The organism is Patescibacteria group bacterium, from assembly GCA_041645165.1.
Lineage (GTDB): Bacteria > Patescibacteriota > Patescibacteriia > 2-02-FULL-49-11 > 2-02-FULL-49-11 > 2-02-FULL-49-11.
Map to the genome: position 1 here is coordinate 13,600 of JBAZQN010000017.1, position 15,103 is coordinate 28,702.

At 50.9% G+C, this 15,103-nt stretch carries 14 protein-coding genes and 1 other RNA gene; 4 read left to right on the forward strand and 11 right to left on the reverse strand.

Features of this window, described 5'->3' with window-relative positions; genetic code table 11:
• Positions 1-6: 6 nt before the first annotated feature.
• From WC659_06140 to WC659_06180, 9 genes are all read right to left on the reverse strand, one after another.
• Complete coding sequence (locus WC659_06140; protein ID MFA4873477.1) at positions 7-1,179, reverse strand: glycosyltransferase family 1 protein; 1,173 nt, start codon at positions 1,177-1,179, stop codon at positions 7-9.
• Positions 1,140-2,273 (reverse strand): glycosyltransferase, encoded by a 1,134-nt coding sequence (locus WC659_06145; protein ID MFA4873478.1) that lies wholly within the window; start codon positions 2,271-2,273, stop codon positions 1,140-1,142. Before WC659_06145 ends, WC659_06140 begins: the two co-directional genes overlap by 40 nt.
• Positions 2,260-4,095, reverse strand: coding sequence for a glycosyltransferase family 39 protein (locus tag WC659_06150; protein ID MFA4873479.1), 1,836 nt, complete (start codon positions 4,093-4,095; stop codon positions 2,260-2,262). The genes WC659_06145 and WC659_06150 overlap by 14 nt, the downstream gene beginning before the upstream one ends.
• Positions 4,096-4,476: 381 nt before the next feature.
• Positions 4,477-5,865, reverse strand: coding sequence for a sugar transferase (locus WC659_06155; GenBank protein MFA4873480.1), 1,389 nt, complete (start codon positions 5,863-5,865; stop codon positions 4,477-4,479).
• 131 nt (positions 5,866-5,996) lie between these two features.
• An RNA gene (gene rnpB / locus WC659_06160) (RNase P RNA component class A) lies at positions 5,997-6,624 on the reverse strand.
• A gap of 169 nt (positions 6,625-6,793) precedes the next feature.
• Positions 6,794-7,207 carry a ribonuclease HI family protein gene (locus tag WC659_06165; GenBank protein ID MFA4873481.1) on the reverse strand — a complete coding sequence of 138 codons (414 nt, stop codon included), beginning with the start codon at positions 7,205-7,207 and terminating at the stop codon, positions 6,794-6,796.
• A 217-nt stretch (positions 7,208-7,424) separates the two neighbouring features.
• Entirely contained in the window at positions 7,425-9,173 is a 1,749-nt protein-coding gene (gene recJ, locus WC659_06170; protein MFA4873482.1) for a single-stranded-DNA-specific exonuclease RecJ, read from the reverse strand.
• Between the two features lie 3 nt (positions 9,174-9,176).
• Entirely contained in the window at positions 9,177-10,019 is an 843-nt protein-coding gene (locus tag WC659_06175) for a hypothetical protein (GenBank protein MFA4873483.1), read from the reverse strand.
• Positions 10,020-10,057: 38 nt separating this feature from the next.
• Positions 10,058-10,618 carry a hypothetical protein gene (locus WC659_06180; GenBank protein ID MFA4873484.1) on the reverse strand — a complete coding sequence of 187 codons (561 nt, stop codon included), beginning with the start codon at positions 10,616-10,618 and terminating at the stop codon, positions 10,058-10,060.
• Between the two features lie 379 nt (positions 10,619-10,997).
• Between WC659_06180 and WC659_06185 the strand changes: the two genes are divergently transcribed.
• A complete protein-coding gene (locus WC659_06185) occupies positions 10,998-11,681 on the forward strand; it encodes a queuosine precursor transporter (protein MFA4873485.1) in 684 nt (227 codons plus the stop codon).
• On the opposite strand, the gene WC659_06190 is transcribed toward WC659_06185, so the two are convergent.
• The gene (locus tag WC659_06190) at positions 11,662-12,297 is read right to left on the reverse strand and encodes an HAD-IA family hydrolase (protein MFA4873486.1); all 636 of its coding nucleotides are present in this window, start codon (positions 12,295-12,297) and stop codon (positions 11,662-11,664) included. The two genes, WC659_06185 and WC659_06190, sit on opposite strands and share 20 nt — an antisense overlap.
• Before the next feature lie 65 nt (positions 12,298-12,362).
• On the opposite strand from WC659_06190, the gene WC659_06195 reads away from it, so the two are divergent.
• From WC659_06195 to WC659_06205, 3 genes are all read left to right on the forward strand, one after another.
• On the forward strand, positions 12,363-12,692 hold the full coding sequence (locus WC659_06195; GenBank protein ID MFA4873487.1) for a hypothetical protein: 330 nt from the start codon (positions 12,363-12,365) through the stop codon (positions 12,690-12,692).
• On the forward strand, positions 12,634-13,623 hold the full coding sequence (locus WC659_06200) for a hypothetical protein (protein ID MFA4873488.1): 990 nt from the start codon (positions 12,634-12,636) through the stop codon (positions 13,621-13,623). Before WC659_06195 ends, WC659_06200 begins: the two co-directional genes overlap by 59 nt.
• A gap of 61 nt (positions 13,624-13,684) precedes the next feature.
• Positions 13,685-14,152 carry an inorganic diphosphatase gene (locus tag WC659_06205; GenBank protein ID MFA4873489.1) on the forward strand — a complete coding sequence of 156 codons (468 nt, stop codon included), beginning with the start codon at positions 13,685-13,687 and terminating at the stop codon, positions 14,150-14,152.
• Between the two features lie 39 nt (positions 14,153-14,191).
• Here WC659_06205 and WC659_06210 read toward each other — a convergent pair.
• The coding region (locus WC659_06210) for a transposase (protein ID MFA4873490.1) at positions 14,192-15,103 on the reverse strand (912 nt) is incomplete at its 5' end.

The window sequence follows — 15,103 nt, forward strand, 5'->3', positions numbered from 1 at the left end:
CGCATATCACTCATACCCTCGAACAACCTGTTCAATGCAATCAGCCACTTGCGTGGCTGCGTGCTTCCACTGAAACTGGCGTGCATGCGCAGGCCCTTCCGCTTTAACGCGCTCCTGATGGCGCTGATCATGAAGCGCAAAAAGTGCGGCTGCCGCTATATCCCCGCTGTTATAAGGATCCACCATAAGCGCGCAGGTGCGCACTGTTTCAGGGAGCGAAGTGGTGGAACTCACTACGGCGGGCACGCCGCAGGCAAGCGCTTCAAGAGGCGGAAATCCAAAACCTTCATAAAGGGAAGGGTAGAGGAAACAGGAGGAAAGCCTATAGAGCGCATTTTTGTCCGCTGCCGCCACGTAGCCTATTTGATGGATGCGGGTCCGATAAGGATGGCGCGCAATAGCGCGATTGAGCGCATAATTGCGCCAACCGGCTTGTCCAGCGATCACGAGATCGATTTCCCTTTCTTGAGCGACAGCAGTGTATGCGTCAAGGAGGGTAATGAGATTTTTCCTTGGCTCGCGCGTGCCCAAAAAGAGGATAAATCGGGGGGGAAGTCGGTACGCGCGCCTCACTTTTTCCATGGCTGATGCGGACGGCGGGTTTAAAAAGGAAGCGTCAATCCCGGGCGCTATCACGTTCACGCGCGCAGGCTCAAGCGGCAGCCATTGGAGTATCTGCTGCCGCGTGCTTTCAGAAACGGCAATGATATGATCTGCGGTGCGCAGGGTGCGCGCAATCGCCATGCTCCAGTGCCAATATTGTTTTTTCAAAGAAAAATAACGGCGATAGCGGAATGAGCAATCATGCACGATGAGCACCTTGCGACAGCGGCGGCTGACAGGCGCGGACGTGATGTGCGGGGAGAGGAACGCCGCCACTTGCATGCCAGTTATCTTTCGGATAAGAGAATCAATGTGAGGCCTCTGGAAAGAGCGCGCAGCCAAATCAAAAAGTTTATTCGGCATCCTCGTATGGACAAGGGGTGCGCCAAGGGGCGGGATTAGGTATTTACCCTTCCGCAACCCGTTCGAAAAAAATACCACGGGCATCCGGTTGCACGCCACCAATGCGCGCGCGAGCTGTTCGGTATATTCTCCCACTCCCGTCTTGAGGCCCATCAAAGGTCTCAAGTCAATGGCTATTGCGGAAGTGAATTGTCTTCCTTGTACGTTTTCCATGCATGGGTGATATAACGCGGTATCTCTTCACGGAACCGTGCCGTACTATAGGCTTGCGCGTGCGCGCGGATACGCTGCGGATCAAATTGCATTTTTTGGAACCGCACCACTGCCTCGGCGAGGCATTCCCAGGTCGCCTCGGGAAAATACACTCCCGTAACTCCTTCTTTCACCGTCTCGAGAATGCCACCGGCGGCATACGCGATCACCGGCCTCCCGGCTGCCATGGATTCAACTGCAGTAATGCCAAAATCCTCCACTTGAGGGTAAATAAACGCGCCCGCGTCAGCAAATACCTTTGCGCGCGCTTCCCGCGAAAGGTATCCCGTAAAGCTGACGGTGGGGCCGGCGAGCGCGCGTAAACGGCGCTCTTCGCGGCCGCATCCGAAAATGACCAGTTTCATGCGGAGGCGGTTAAAAGCGGCCACCACGAGGTCAAATCGCTTGCTTTCCACGAGCCTACCCCCGGTAAGGAAATATCCCCCCTCACCCCGCCCGAGGGAAAATGCGTCAGTATCCACGGGAGGATAAATCACCGTGCTCTCGCGCTGATAATACCTGAGGATGCGCGCCGCGACGGCATGAGAATTTGCAAACATAACCTGCGGGCGTTCCGCGGCAAGCCTGTCCCACAGCCGCAATTTCGTCAAATAGGGCTGGACAAACGCCCGCACAAAAAAAGGGAATCTGCGATTCACGATGTAGGAATGCGCGTCGGTCCAGAGGTAGCGCGTGGGAGTGTGGCAGTAACAAATATGGAGCGTGTGCGGCTGCGTAAGTACCCCTTTCGCAAAAGCCGAGGCAGAAGAGAGCACCATATCGTATTCTGAAAGATCAATACTCTCAATGGCGGAAGGCATGAGGGGCAAGTACCACTGGAAATGCGAAGCGCCAAAAGGAAGGCGTTCGATAAACGTCGGCCGGATATCCCAGCGCCGATATTCATCCGGCAGATGTTTCTTGTCCGCGATGATCGTATATACCGGCGCATCAGGAAACAAGGCATGCAGTTCCTTCAACACCTCCTCCTGTCCTCCGCGCGTGCCTCCTAAAAATTCATGCACCAGGGCGACTTTCAAGTTATTTAAATTCATATACTTTAAATGCGATTATACCACGGGGGCGCGTAATCTCTTGTGGCGCTATTCCGCGAATCTCAAGCGAATTAGCTAATTGCACAGCCGCGTCTGACTGCACAGCGGCCGCACGGAAGGTGTCCTCCGCCTTCACGAACACAAATTCTTCAAATCCCGCCTCACGGTAATAATTCTCTCCTTGTTCCCGTGCGACCTTCAGGAAATCATCCGCAGTAACGACCGGAAGCGCTTGATAGAAAGCGCGACGGTTAATATACCACACCCGGGGAAACCAGTTCATATTTACATCAACCACGAGGAGCGTGGCGAGGGGTTCAAAATTTTTTTCGCTGCGTGCTTCAAAATAGGCATCCATCACGCTTCCCAATAGCGGACTTTTGCTCTGAAGGCGTAACGTCGTAATGCCACGGTCGAATTTCTCGTGCAAATATCGCTCCAGTTCATTATACCCCCACCACTGCCCTTGCGTCAGCACTTGCGCATGCGTCCATCGCGCGGGGCCGAAAGGAAAAATCATGAGATTGCTATTTATGCTGAAACCGATTTCATAGACTGCACACGCGATGCCAACCGCCACTACGACTGGCCGCCACCCGGCCTTCGCGCGCCTCCACGCTTCGATGCTTAATCCGGCCGCTGCCATTGCCGCAAACGGCATAAGCATCGGCAAAAATCTCGCCCCCGCCCCCATGATAGTTATCAATCCTATCATGCAAATCAATCCTATCAGTCCTATCCGGCCTATCTGACTTATCTGACTTATCTGACCTATCTGACTTATCCGATCTACTTTCCCTGCCGTAGCCTTCAGGCGAAGGCGGGTCCGTCCTATCCACCCCATCCGCTCCATCGCGCTCCTCATGACCCTGCGCTCCGCCACTATATGGTAAATCCAGAATAACACTCCTGCACCAGACAACGCCAACATCACCGGCGACATGGTTCGGGCAAGCTCCCGCCACAAGTCGAGAAACCGGTCTCCCATGACGCCGATCGGCTTCCCCGGCAACAATGTCCACTCGGGCGTCGCCTGTCCGAGAAGATACGAAAATTGGAGATCAAAATGCCCAAACTGTCGGAACATTCCGATGTTATACAATATCACGGGAGTAAAAATAACAAGCGCGATCAGGTGCGCGAACCAGAATTCTTTTAATCTCAAAGAATTCCTCGAATAAACTATCAAAGTAATACACGTAATAACCCAGTACACTATAAGCGTGTACTTCACCATCATCCCCAACCCCAGCGCAATCCCAAACCAATACCAATATTTTTTCTTATTACTTGCGCGCAATCCCAGCCACATAATCAGCAAACCAAACGCTATCACCATCGCTTCCTGCAAGGCAGTCCTCGAGATCCAGACCGCGAGACTGCTCACCGCGAGCACGAACGCACTAACCAGCGCAACACCGTCACTCCAATTTTCATCCTGAGCCTTTCTGATGTCATCCTGAGCCTGTCGAAGGATTTCATTGACCAATATATACACCAGCCAAACTGACACAATGCCGCACAAGGCAGACGGAAGGCGCATCACCGTGAGCGTATCGCCGAAGAGACGGGAGAACACGTGTGGGATAAAAAAAGAAAGCAATGGATGATCGTGGAATGAGAGCGGCAGCCACCACGTTTTTTCCTGCAGCCACTCAAAAGGAGTAGTCTGGAATTCCGTGGATAAAAAATCAACCATTCCCAATGCCCGGAATGAATTAATCGCCTCATCTGTCACCACATCCGGCCCTCCCAATCCCCACAACCGCAGCCCCGCGGCAAGCATCAAAATACCAACCAATATATATCTCTTTTTATACATATCTACATATCCGACTTATCCGACTTATTAATCGAACATCATCCGTTATCACTTTATCTCTTCCGCCCGCCCTTGACAACTCTCTCTCTCTGCAAAACTATGTTGAACCAACTGAAAGGAATACCAATGTTTAGGATAGCTCTTTACCTCTTTATCGTGTTCATTAATTTAGGTGTCGGAAGAGAATTGTTCAACATAGAAATCAGCCCAACCAGTATCTTCCAAGAATCGGTTACGGTTGGTCTCTTCTTCGTCATCTATGCCCTTGACCAAATAATCAAGAAGTTAAAATCGTGAACACAAAAAAGGACGGTCAGTCTCCTCACGGATTCCGACCGTTCAATTATTTTTCCTTTCTTAAGTCATGACTAAGCTAAACTATTACACCCCTCTATTCCTCACTAATACAAACGGCGTCTTCAGCATAATAATGATGTCTAAAAGCAGCGACCATTGCTCCACATAGAGCATGTCAATGCGCGATTCCTCGGCAAACGTGAGGTCGGTCCTGCCGGAGACTTGCGCCATGCCGGTGATGCCGGGGCGAATGGTGAGCAATTTTTTCTGCGGCGTCTCGTACTGCGACACCTCCTGCGGCTCATGCGGCCTAGGCCCCACGAGCGACATATCGCCTTTCAATACATTCCACAGCTGCGGCAGTTCGTCAATGCTCGTGCGGCGCAAAAACCGACCGACGCGGGTAATGCGCGGGTCGTTCTTCATTTTAAAAAGCGGCCCGTCATTGCGCTCATTCTGCGCGACCAGTTCCCCCTTCATCTCATGTGCGCCCGCGACCATCGAGCGATACTTATAAAGAATAAACCGTTTCCTGCGCGCGCCAATCCTCTCCAGTCCCACAAACACCGGGCCGCGGCTGTCTAATGTAATCGCCGCCCCCACCACCACCGTAATCAGCGCCAACAAGAGCAGTCCGACGAACGCAACGCACATGTCAAACAGCCTCTTCAACACCTTCCCCCATCCATCGAGCCTCGTCGCACGTACTTCGATGATGGGAATGCCGGCAATGAGATCCACTCCTATATTCGAGCTCTGCCCTCCCAAAAGCTCCGCGGTATATTTAAACCCCACTTGGTGCGCGGTGCAAAAATCCATAAGTGACTTCATGCGTTCCCTGCTAATATCAGTATCCGTGAGCACCAATTCATCCAGATCGCACCCCGCATCCACATACGCGCGCAATGCGCGCTCTCCCGCCTCGTCCCACCTCGGGAGTTGCTGCACGATTCTGTGCCCGCTTGATAATGACCCGAACCGGGAGGAAAGCAATGCCCGCGCAGTCGCATCATCGCCTATTAAGGCCACTTCATGGAGCCCCTTACCCCGCTTCCAATACGCGCGCTTGCAGAGCCGCATACCATATCGCTCAACAAGCACGAACACCACTGCAAACCCCCATGATGCCAGTATCATGAACCGCGACGAAAAAAGCTCGCGCGAGAAAAAAAACACAAGTACCACGGCTAACGTGCCGGTCGAGCAGGCAAGCGCAACCCGTCGTATCTCTCCGGAGAATTTCCTTTCTCTCATCGCATACAGACCGGAAAATGCAAAGAGCGCAATCCACACGGCCGCGAATACCAGCACGAGCGGAAAATACTCACCGAAAGGAAGGCTGAACACCACAGGGCGCACGCGCTGAAAAAACTCCGCATACCGGAGAAAGTAAGCGGCCGACGCGGCCCCCACGATGGCAATGTAATCCACGGGCACGAGCGCGGCGGTGAAGATGATATCTGATCTGCGCATATTCACTGTCATTCCCGCCCCGCATCTCGGTGCGGGGTAAACTCCGACGGGAATCCAGAAAGAAAATAAATGGAACACCTATCTATACACCATTATACCGGAATAATCAAGGTCCGTACAAAAACAAAACCCTTCCAGGAAGGGTGGTAAGCCGAGTTCTGTTCCCGCGGTTCACCGGTAAGGTGATGCGCGAGTTAAGGCCATCTGTCTGCGTTCCGCATTGCTGCGGAACTGGCACGGAGGTTTCTCTCCTTTCACTCAAGCAGGGTTTGCAACCAATACGCGTCGCCGCGTACGGAACCTTGTAGCATCAGTGAGCATTGCTGCCCACAAATACACCAAGGTACTTTTCACCTTTTACTCACTGCTCCGCCGCAGTGCGCTGACGGACGCTGACTGGGACGCTGACGGATGCGGACATTGTCTGCGTAGGTCTGCGTGATTGTCTGCGTGTGTCCGCGAACCATTGCGAAGCAATGGGTTAGTATTGTCTCTGTTGCACTTTCCCTGGGCTTCATCCGCTGGCCCTTATCGACATTTCGAAATATCGATATATCGAGTAAGGTGCGGACTGCTCCCGATCGCTGTTAGCGATTGCTTATTTCCCTAATGCATTGGGGAGTGCTCGGACTTTCCTCCCCGCCTAAGTTTTGCTCCAGAAAAAAACTGCTATTTCTCTCTCCATGAAATGCACCTTCTTTTATTGGCACCATATTCCCTTAAGCAAAATTTAGGCGGGGCGGCCTTCTTGCCTTCCTGGAAAGGCACTATGCACGCTAATCCAGATAACGACTTTTGTCAAGAAAAAAACGCGAGGCGGCGTATGAAATCATTTTTTCCAATTTCATATATCATTGGGTGAGGAAAAACATGCTTCAGGGACGCGGCCCTCGCTTTTTAAGTATTCAACGCTACAAAGTAACTCTCGTCAAGCATCAAGCGCCCTGTTCACTTCCCGATCCGCGTCCTTGTTCAGCTCGCGCGGAATAAGCGTATAGCTCACGCTCTTGCACCGCGTCTCCAAAAGTTTCGCCTGCGCGTAGAGCGGTTTTAAGTCTTTATCCTTCACGCGGTACTCTCCCCGCAGCTGCTTCCCCACCAGCTCGCTGTCAAGGCGCACCTCGAGCGCATCCGGCGTATGAGTCAGCGCATATTCAAGCGCGGCGATGAGTGCACGGTACTCCGCCTGGTTATTGGTCGCAGTGCCAATCGTCTCTCCCTTGCGCCTCAACTCCTGGAGCGCTCCTCCCTTCTTCACGGCAAATGCCACATACCCGATCGCCGCAGGCCCGGGATTCCCCCTCGCCCCCCCGTCGGTGTAAATAATGAAATTATTTTTCATACTATTTATTAAAAATTTACTTAGCGAGGAAACTGCAATTTTCGAGGCGGAAACCCCGATAGGAGAAGCTTCGCTTCCCTACGGGGCAGGGGCGCTCTCGAATGAGCGACGTTTACCCCGTACCTCCGCCTTAAGCGGATGGTACTGGGGCCGAGTAAAATTGTCAGTTGCCGAGCGTCATTGAAAGAAATGATGCAATAAAATAAATCACTCTATATTACTCACTTAATCTGCAATCTTTGATATACAGCTCCACCGCACTGTTCCCCTTCCACACATTGATCTTCGGCTCATACACCACATCCACCAATGCTCCTTCCTGCAGCACCTGAATCTCCTCGTCCGCATGGCCGAACGCGATCGCGCGACGTGCGCTTCCCTGCTCATTCACCACCGTGCATTTTACATGATTGCCCTCTTTCCCTACCAGAGAAACCTCGCTGACGCGGCAGCGCGTGGTGAGCAGGAGCGGTACTGGATTTTCTTCCCCAAACGGCGCGAACGCCTCAAGCGCTTCCACGGCCTGCTCATCCACCTCCTCAAGCGTGGCGACCGCGTCAATGTCCATGGCATGCCCCTGGGGGACAAAGGCGCGCAGAGATGTGGCTGCCATAATCATTTCCCGAAACGCTTCAGGAGTAACGCCTTCTGAAAGCGTAAATCCTGCCGCATCCGTATGCCCTCCCCAGTGCGCAAGGTGTGAGGCGATGTCCGCCAATGCCGCGATACAATCAAATCCCGGCACGGCGCGGCAAGACCCTGTCCAGCCGCCATTCATGCCCCCTATCGCAAATACCGGCCTTGCGTATTCATCTGCCAATTTCCCCGCGAGCAGCCCGACCAGCCCCACGGACCAGTCATCTTTTGCCACGACAATGAGCGGCGCATCGTCCATGCGCTCAATTTGCACGACCGCCTCCGCAAACATCTTCTCCGTGGCTTGCTGCCGATTCTGATTGACCCGCTCAAGTTGCTGCACTAATCCCTCCACTTGCGTTTCCTCCTCCGCGCGCAAGAGATCATACGCGAGGGACGCATGCTCGATGCGGCCGGCGGCATTGAGACGCGGCGCTATACCAAACGCAATGTCGCGCGCGCTCAAACTTCGCCCGTTCCCGTTAAACCCTTCTGCACTCTTGAGCAATCCTGCATTCCGCATCAGCGCTGACAGTCCTCTCCGCCGGCTGCGCGAGAGGACCTGCAGCCCATAATGCACCAGAGTCCTATTTTCGCCCACCAAAGGCATGACATCCGCCACCGTGCTGATCGCCACGAGGTCCAAAAGCCATTTCTCGAATGCTTCCACATTGCGCTCGCTCAAATGCAGGGATTTAAACCTCGCAGTCCTTAAAATGGCTTGGGCAAGCTTGAAGACGACGCCTCCTGCCGATAACTTGCGAAAAGGATACGGCTCGCCAGGGATATCGCAATGGATGATTGCGTGCGCGGCAGGAAGCGTTTCCGGCGCGCGATGGTGGTCCACCACGATGGTATCGATATGGCGGCTCGCGGCATACGAAATCGCATCCGCATTCGCAATCCCGCAATCAACCGCTATAAGCACATTAGTGCCCTCCCCCGCCAGGGATTCGACGGTGCGCGTCTGTAGCCCGTACCCATCGCGCATGCGATGGGGAAGGTGCACGCGCGGGGATCCGCCTAAAAATTCAAGGGTGGTGGCGAGTATCGCACTCGCGCAGACGCCGTCCGCATCGTAATCGCCATGGATCACGATACGCTCTTTTCCCTCAATCGCCTTGAGAATCCTTGCCACCGCCTTCTCCATATCGCGGAAAAGGAACGGATCATGGAGATCGCGATGGTAATCCGGTTTTAAAAACCTGCGTGCCTCCTCATCCGTCCTCAACCCTCTATTCCACAATACCTGCCGCACTAAAACAGAGGGGTGTACACCTTGTAAAAAATTTTCCTGTATAGATTCTGCGATATTCCACTGGTATGACATACGTTATTTTCTTCTTGCCAAATACTGGATGAAAAGACTCTTTTCCTTTATTTCTTTTTTAAAATCATGATAAACGCATTCGACGGTAAAATCCTTGCTTAAAATATCGATCATGTCGTGCTGGTAAATAGGATAGAGATCGAGCTTGCTCCACACTTTTCTATCTTTGTCATAATAATGGAGCACGACGACAGTATCGCTGATATAAGCAGGGAAGACAAGCACGCGGCCGTGATAATATATGGAATCGTCAAAGAGGAAATGCTGGAAAATATGATCGGTGGGTAAATTCATTAAAGAGTGAATATAATCATAATTTCGCGAATCGATAAAAAAATACCCCCCTGGCTCGATAAGTTGGGCAAATTTGTTCACGATAATCTGTTGCGCTTTCTTCGTATATTCCCGCGTGCCTCCGCCGATGTAAGTAAGAGAATTGCCTGTTAATAAAGCGAAATCAAAGGTGCCCTCATACGGCGGATCAGCCTTGGGCAGATCGAGCCAGTTTGCATGGTGAATGAGAATGTGCTGCCGTTTTGTACAAAAAAGCGCGCCTGACTGCTCAATAAACCCATCATCCACTTCATTTGCTTCTGCACGCGTCCAGGCATACTTTCTACGCCCAAGTGTCTCAAGAATTCCGGAAAGTTCTAAGCCCCCTCCCACCCCAAAGTCTATAATACTCTTCAGGTTCTGCTGTTCAATGATATCCACGTAGAAATCAATCTCGTCCTGCTTCACCTTACCCTTAAACTGCGGATAGATGTCCCGCTCCCAGCTCACCAACTTGAAATCCTTGAATTCTTCAATCGGATTGCTGATGTACGGGAGCGTGTTTTTAAACATAACGTATCATACTTAATTTTGAGGCCATGGCTAAAAAATTACGTATGCGCTGTCGTTAACCCGTATGACTTCATCAGTCTGCCCTCATCTCCCCCCAAATGAGGGACGGGGATGACTTTCACTGCACTATCATCGAAACCAAAAAACCGTTTTATAATTGCGACTTCATTCGCACACTCATGCGGATGCACCCATACGCTCTTCTGAAGCATGGTAAACCCGAGCTCAATGAGTTTTCCGCGCAGCGCCTCTCGCTTGCTCTTTTCTCGTGTAGGCACATCGAACAACAACAGCCGCCATTGCCCATCCCACCCCTTTGGTTGCACAATAACGAGCTTATCAATATCATCCTTCCCCACTTTCTTCCTCCCCTCTGCGGTCAATGATATAAACATCTGCTGTCCCCGATACTTCACTTGAAGCATTCCACATCGTTTTAAATAAGTGTATGCGTCATATAATCGTTTTCGTTCTCGTACGTTTCCCTCTTTGAGGTCATTAAAAATGCCCTTCCAAAGACGTGCCGCGAACAGGGGCGACTGTGCCGCAAGAATAATCAAACCCGCAGTTGCCACCCCGCGGAGCACTTTTATTGTCATAGATTGGTGAGTGTATCTACGTATATTTTTAGCCATGGCTAGAAAAGTTCACTTCTTCCTTAGGCGCCGTAAAAAAATAACATATCCAACCTATTGACATTATAGTTCCGGAAAACAAGGCCAAACCTTGTAGTTAAAGAAATGTTATTTTTTAAGCGCCCTTACTCCCTCTATTATACCCAAAGAGAAAAATAAATACAGTGGATAATATCTTCCCTTGCTCCGCTTATCGTTCCTATCAACAAGTCAACATACGTAATTTTCAAGCCATGACCTAAAAATTACGTTTTCTGAACTATCATTAGTAGAGTCTCCCTCTATACCTCTTTTAACTTTCATGCTACATTACCTACACTTATCACACCTAAATCAACCGCAAATGGAAAAAAATTATAAATATCTCAACGCCATCACCGCGCTCTTTGTGACCGTGCTTCTGGTCTCAAATATCGCCTCAAGCAAGATTCTGTCTCTGGGGCCTTTCACCTTCGACGGCGGCACGATCCTCTTTCCTTTGAGCTACATCTTCAGCGATATTCTCACCGAAGTATACGGGTATGCCCGCGCGCGCCGCGTCATCTGGACAGGTTTTGCCATGATCATCCTCGCGTCGCTCACCTTCATGGCAGTAGGCGCGCTTCCTTCCGCGTCAGGCTGGGAAGGACAAGGCGCGTATGACGCAATTCTCGGTCTTACGCCCCGCATTGTAACGGCGAGCGTCCTTGCCTACTTGGTAGGTGAATTCATTAATTCGGTCATTCTCGCAAAAATAAAAATTGCCACCTCGGGCAAATTGTTGTGGCTCCGCACCATCACCTCGACAATTTTCGGGGAAGGAGCTGATACCGCGCTTTTTGTCCTCGTCGCTTTTTCCGGCATCCTCTCCGGACAACTTCTCATTAGCATCATGCTTTCAAACTATATCTTCAAGGTAGGAATCGAAATTTTATGCACTCCCTTGACCTATCTCCTTACCGGCGCATTAAAGCGGCGCGAACAAGTTGACTTCTACGATACTGCGACTCGCTTTAATCCCTTCTCGCTTAAAGAATCTGCCCAATAATATCCTCTAATACCTTTGGCGATTCTGCGAGATAGTCAGGGCGCTGCGCTTCCAGAATCGAGCGCGTATTGAATCCCCATGTTACTGCAATTGAAGTGACGCGCGCGTTGCGTGCCGCGGTAATATCCCGCACCTCATCCCCCACATACGCGATATGCCCCTGTAGAAGGCGTTTTTCTTTGATTATTTTTTTCAACTTTCTGCTCTTGCCGAAAATATCCGTACCCGCATGAATAAAATCAAAAAAGGTAAGCTGATGGCGCGTGAGGAAATCCTGCACATTTTCCTGCGCATTCGAAGTAAGGAGCCCGAGCGCAACCCCTTGTTCATGGAGGCTAAGAAGGAGCGCACTCATGCCCGCAAAAGGCTGCACGTCTTTCATGCCCGTGCGGAGTTCGGCATGCATGCGCGCGATGATGATCGGCAGCTGAAAATATGATATTCTGAACTGTTTCATAATTTGCCGCGGCGTCATGGCGCGCAAGCTCTCGAATTGCTGGCGGATTAAAGGCGCCCGGCCGTATTCGGTTAAGACGCGATTCAAACCTTGAAACGTCAGCTCAAGAGTATCGGCGATCGTGCCGTCAAGGTCAAATATGATTGAATATTTTTCCATAATGCTCATGGACAATGAGCGCGGTGTCCACTATAATAGTATACATCACCTTTCTCTCATCTCACATGTCTCTCACCTCCATTTGGAAACGGTATCGCTCCGAGAATCCCCATGAAACCTACAGCGTGCGCGTACTCTCGTACCCTCAGGAACTGGAGCACGAAGATTCGCTTCCCTTGGAGCTTCAATATATTCGTGAAAAAAATCCTGCGCTGTTTACGGAATTAAAAATACTCCTTTCAGGCGGCAAAGCGATCGGCATCAGGACAATCAAAATTTCCCCCCAAAAATGTGCTGCACGCCGTGAACGAATTGTCTGTGCGGTCCCAGCACCGCATGATTCTGACCTGGCTCCCGCAAATGCTCTGGAGCCAGCAAGAACCGCATATTTCTGATGATGAACGCGCCCTTGCGTTGAAAGACGGCGTGGACCTGGACGAATGCGTGAAGACCATCCTCAAAGAGCGCTTTGCGTTCAAACGGTTTGTGCTTATTGACGAAGTGAATGAAGGCACTCGCAAAGAGGAAATGATACTCATAAGCCGCCTCAATGAAGAGCTCTATCCCCTCACTATCCACTACATTGTCGAGCGAATCATTGCGGACAATGCCCACGAGCGCACCGCCGTTGCCCAAGCAATCATCAAGGCACTCATCATCATCGGGCCAATTACCCATATCCTAGAGGTGTATGCCCGCGGCATGGGCAAAGTGTTTGCGGCATCCACTGATGATGTGCTCGCCGAAGTGGCGGAGCTTACCGCCCTGCGCGGCTCTGGATTTGCATGGAAGAAACTCGCCGCCCGTTCCAAGATTCTCCTTCCCGTGTTTATTCTGGCCACCTATGGCGCGTTCAGGGTGGAGCACATCATTGAATCGGGAAGGATGTTTCTTGCGGGCATCGTGTTCGGCGGGTCGGCGGTTGCGCTTTCCCTCACCACCGCAGTCCAGAGCATACGCATGTACCACGAGAGCGTCGTGGGGCTGATCAATGACCGCAAATTCCCTCCACTTAAGTCAAAAGAAATATGGAAACTCGCATTCCTCCAGGATTTTACCAATCCTGCGCGCCTTGGACTTCTCATCGGCGCCGTCTGCTCTCCCCTCATCGCCGGCAGCATCTTCCTCTTCTTCCCTCCCTTGACCCATAACGGCTGGATATTGGCAATGCTGGGCACAATGGAAACGCTTATTGCCGGCCTTACCGTGCTGGTGGCACGATCAGTGAATGAATGGCGCCTTCGCCGAGATTTGCACGAAGCCATAACCGCGGCAAAAGAAAAAAAGCCATGGTCCGAGGCGCAGGCCTACAAATTTGTTAAATAAAAAACATAGCTCAATTAGAGATAAGTTATCGGAAATTGAAAAAATTGCTCTTTTCAACATTATGAAAGTTTTTATCGAAAACGAGGCTGGTACTGACCAAAAAAATATTTATAACGAGAGAACGCTCGAGTACAAGAAGACCGTTACAGTATCGAGAAAATACCCCTACCCTTATGGGTTTATTCTAGACACCACGAGTGGAGACGGCGATAATCTCGACTGCTTTGTTGTCACAAATAAAAAATTACAGAGTGGGCAAATAATCGAATGCGCTCCAATTGGTTTAATGGAACAAATTGAAACGACGTGGAATCAGTCGAAAGGAGATACAGAAGAGAAAGATCATAATATTCTCGCGATTTTTCCTGACGAGAATATTGGAATAGATGACAGTGTGAAGAAATCATTAAGCGACTTCGTATCACATGTCTTTGATCACCTACCCAACAAAAAAATACAGGTAGAGCGCTTTCTCGATCAGGAGGAAGCACTGCGGTATATAGAAAAGTGCAAAAATAAACAACAATGACGGGATAAATTTTTTTGGCTTAATGGTAAATTCGTAAGGCTATTTAGAAAGAATTTCATCGATCATTTTCAGCTTTCTCACTCCTTTCAATCCACGGTGAATCCGTAGCATATCTTTGAGGTGGCTGAACGTTCCATCTAAGGAGTTGGTGGTATTCGGAATCTTAAGTTCAGGATATTTCTGGTACGTATACAGCAAGGGGAGATTTCTGATAAGGCTTCGATAGGCTGACCGTAGCCGTCGGTGCGTGTAGAACCATCGTTTAGTCATAGGATTGTACGTCTTTTCACTTAAGAACGATCCGAAGCGGGCGTGCCATGCGCTCAAGAGCGATGCCAGCTCATCTGCATCGATGGTGGGAATGCGCAATGCAAGATGCCTCAGTGCCTGACCGGCAGAAAGTTTCGGCCTGGTGGTCAGATACCGAGTCACGATGGCAATCTGGTGGAAGTGGCACAACTGTACAGGAATATCCCAGAATGCCTCAAGAATGCCTGGTTTTCCATCAATTACGGCTGCCTGCAGCTCAAACCCTTGGCATTCAAGATTCCACCGGAGTTCATGATATATATTTGCGGTTTCAGTGAGCGCAGCCCTCCAGATGAGATTTTGTTTCAAATGCGGCGACCGGAGGACGCAGACGCCGAAGGTTCGTTTCACAAAGGTCATGTCAGCTACCACGACAACCGGCTGCGGTTGCCGTCGCGGCGGAGCAACGATTATCCGTTCCAGCTGCTGTCTAATCCATTTCTCACTCCGATTATGCTTAACTGCCAGTTGCCTTGCCGTCTGACGTTCCCATACGTATTGTCTCCAGAGAACTCTCTGAAGGGGAATGCTCCTTGATTTGGCAACGAACTGCGTGCCGCACGCATTGCACCGATAGCCTTGTCTGCCCCTAAACCGACCATTCTTCTTCGTAGCTTGAGAACTGCATTGTGGACAAATTCT